This window comes from Thiohalocapsa sp., from assembly GCF_019695415.1.
Classification (GTDB): Bacteria; Pseudomonadota; Gammaproteobacteria; order Chromatiales; family Chromatiaceae; genus Thiohalocapsa.
In genome coordinates, this window is record NZ_JAIFKJ010000050.1 from 1 (window position 1) to 2,147 (window position 2,147).

At 67.7% G+C, this 2,147-nt stretch carries 3 protein-coding genes; all 3 read right to left on the reverse strand.

All coding sequences use genetic code 11. From position 1 onward, the window contains the following. A partial coding sequence (locus I6U14_RS00585; protein WP_296896013.1) for an IS66 family transposase occupies positions 1-1,506 on the reverse strand: 1,506 nt, incomplete at its 3' end. A 54-nt stretch (positions 1,507-1,560) separates the two neighbouring features. Next, positions 1,561-1,920 carry an IS66 family insertion sequence element accessory protein TnpB gene (tnpB, locus tag I6U14_RS00590; RefSeq protein ID WP_296896015.1) on the reverse strand — a complete coding sequence of 120 codons (360 nt, stop codon included), beginning with the start codon at positions 1,918-1,920 and terminating at the stop codon, positions 1,561-1,563. Then, positions 1,917-2,147: hypothetical protein (locus I6U14_RS00595; RefSeq protein WP_296896017.1), on the reverse strand; the 231-nt coding region annotated here is incomplete at its 5' end. The genes I6U14_RS00595 and tnpB, both read right to left, overlap by 4 nt.

A 2,147-nucleotide genomic window follows, 5' to 3' on the forward strand; every position in this document is an offset into this window, starting at 1 on the left:
GGTTGTGGCCTTGGGCAGTTCGGTGAACAGGTGGCGCAGGTAGCGGTAGGGTTCGTGGCCGTTGGCCTTGGCGGTCTCGATCAGCGCGTAGAGTCGCGCCGAGGCGGTGGCGCCGGCGGGGGTGTCGGCGAACAGCCAGTTGCGCCGGCCGATGACGAAGGGACGGATGGCGCGCTCGCAGGCGTTGTTGTCGATCTCCAGGCGGCCGTCGTCGAGGTAGCCGATGAGCTTCGGCCACTGGTTGTGCAGGTAGGCGAGCGCCTTGCCGGTGAGTGTGGAGGGCGGCACCTCGGGCAGGGCCTGATCGAGCCAGAGGCGGAACTGCTCCCAGATGGGCTTGGCCTTGCGGGCTCGCTCGGCGTGGCGCTGCTCGGGCGTCTTGTCCCTGAGGCGCTTCTCGATGCCGTAGAGCTGGCCGATGAAGTCCAGGGCCTGCTTCGCTTTCCCGGCCTTGCGCTTTTTGCCCTGGGCGATGTGCGCCTCGTGGAACTTTCGGCGCGCATGGGCAAGACAGCCGATGAGACGGATCTCGGGGCGTTGCGCGGCGATGGTGCCATAGACCTCATAGCCGTCGGCCTGCAGCCAGCCGCGGTAGCCTTCGAGCAGATCCGCTGCGGCCTGTTGTCCGCGCGAGGGCTCGTAATGGAACAGGACGACGGGCTCGCCAGGCGGCCCGCCGCGTTGCACCCAGAGATACGACTGGCTGGCAGGGTCTCGATCCGCTTCCTTGTTGACCTGGATGCGGGTCTCGTCCATCTGCAGGATGTCGTAGGCCAGCAAGCACGCACTGAGCCGCTCGATGAGGGGCGTGATCAGCTCGGCGAGCTGGATCATCCAGCGTGCGGTGGTGGCGCGCGGCAGGTCGATGCCGGCGCGCGCCAAGATCTGCTCCTGGCGCGCCAATGGCAGCGCATCGCAATACTTGGCAATGGCGATGTGCGCCAGTAGCCCGGGGGAGGCGTTGCTTTTTGGAATCGGCTGCGCCGGCAGCGGCGCGGTGGCGATGGTGTCCTCGCATGCCTTGCAGGCGTACTTGCCGCGCACATGTTGCAGCACGCGCACCTGTGCGGGGATGACGTCGAGCTGCTCGCTGATGTCCTCGCCGATGCGCGTGAGCTGGCAGCCGCAGGTGCAGGTTTTCTCCGCCTCCGGCAGGTCGTGCTCGATGCGCACCCGCGGCAGGGACTCCGGCAGCGGCTTGCGGCCACCGCGGCGACGGGTGTGGGCGGGGACGGCGATCTCGGTTGCCGTATCGTCCGTCGGTGCCGTGTCGGCGTCCGCGGACTCGGCGAGTTGCTCGGCCTCGTTGAACAGCCCCAGCTGAGCGGCGGGCACCTGTTCGCTGGAGCGCCCGAAGCGCTTGGCCAGGGCTAGGTTCAGCTTCTCGCGCACCAGCGCCAGCTCGTGCTCCAGATGCTGCTCGCGCTCGATCTGCCGGCACACCAGCGCCTTCAGCGCATCGACATCGTCGGGCAGATCGGCGGCGTTCAGGGCGCGGGCAGGCATACGGAAAGCCTACCCGAAAAGCCCCGTGAGAGACAGCTTAAGCTGTTGATCCTGCTATAGAACCGTCTTGTAGAACAGCGCCTTGTGCGGGGTCAGTGCGCGCAGATCGTAGCCGTCGAGCAGCCAGTTGAGCTGCTGCCCGTCGAGCGCGATCACTGCCCCGTCGAGATGCCGCGGCCACTTGAAGCGCGCCTGCTCCAGGCGCTTGTGCCACAGACAGAAGCCGTTGCGCTCCCAGTACAAACACTTCACCGCATCGCGTCGGCGGTTGGTGAACACGTAGAGCGTCTTGGCGAATGGGTCATGACCCAGCGCCTGCTCCACCAGCACCGCCAGCGAGCGCATGCCCTTGCGAAAGTCCACCGGCGCGCGGCACAGATACACCCGCGGCAGGTCCGCCGCAGGGCGCATCATGGCGGGCTGCCCTCCAAGCGCAGCAACTCTCCGATCAGGCGTAGGTCCGCCGCACCCTGCCATTCGAGCACCAGGCCATTGGGGAACGCGAGCCGGTGCGCGCCGGTCCCCGGGCCAGGCGTCGGCACCGGTGCCGATGGCTCGACGCGCACGAACGTCCGCGCTGACTCCTCCCCGAGCAACCCCTCGGCCTTGAACCGAGCCTGCCAGCTGTAGAGCGTCGAGAG

What these genes read in the sequence shown, in the direction of transcription:
- tnpB (WP_296896015.1), bottom strand. Translation starts at nt 1,920, where the DNA reads ATGATGCGCCCTGCGGCGGACCTGCCGCGGGTGTATCTGTGCCGCGCG.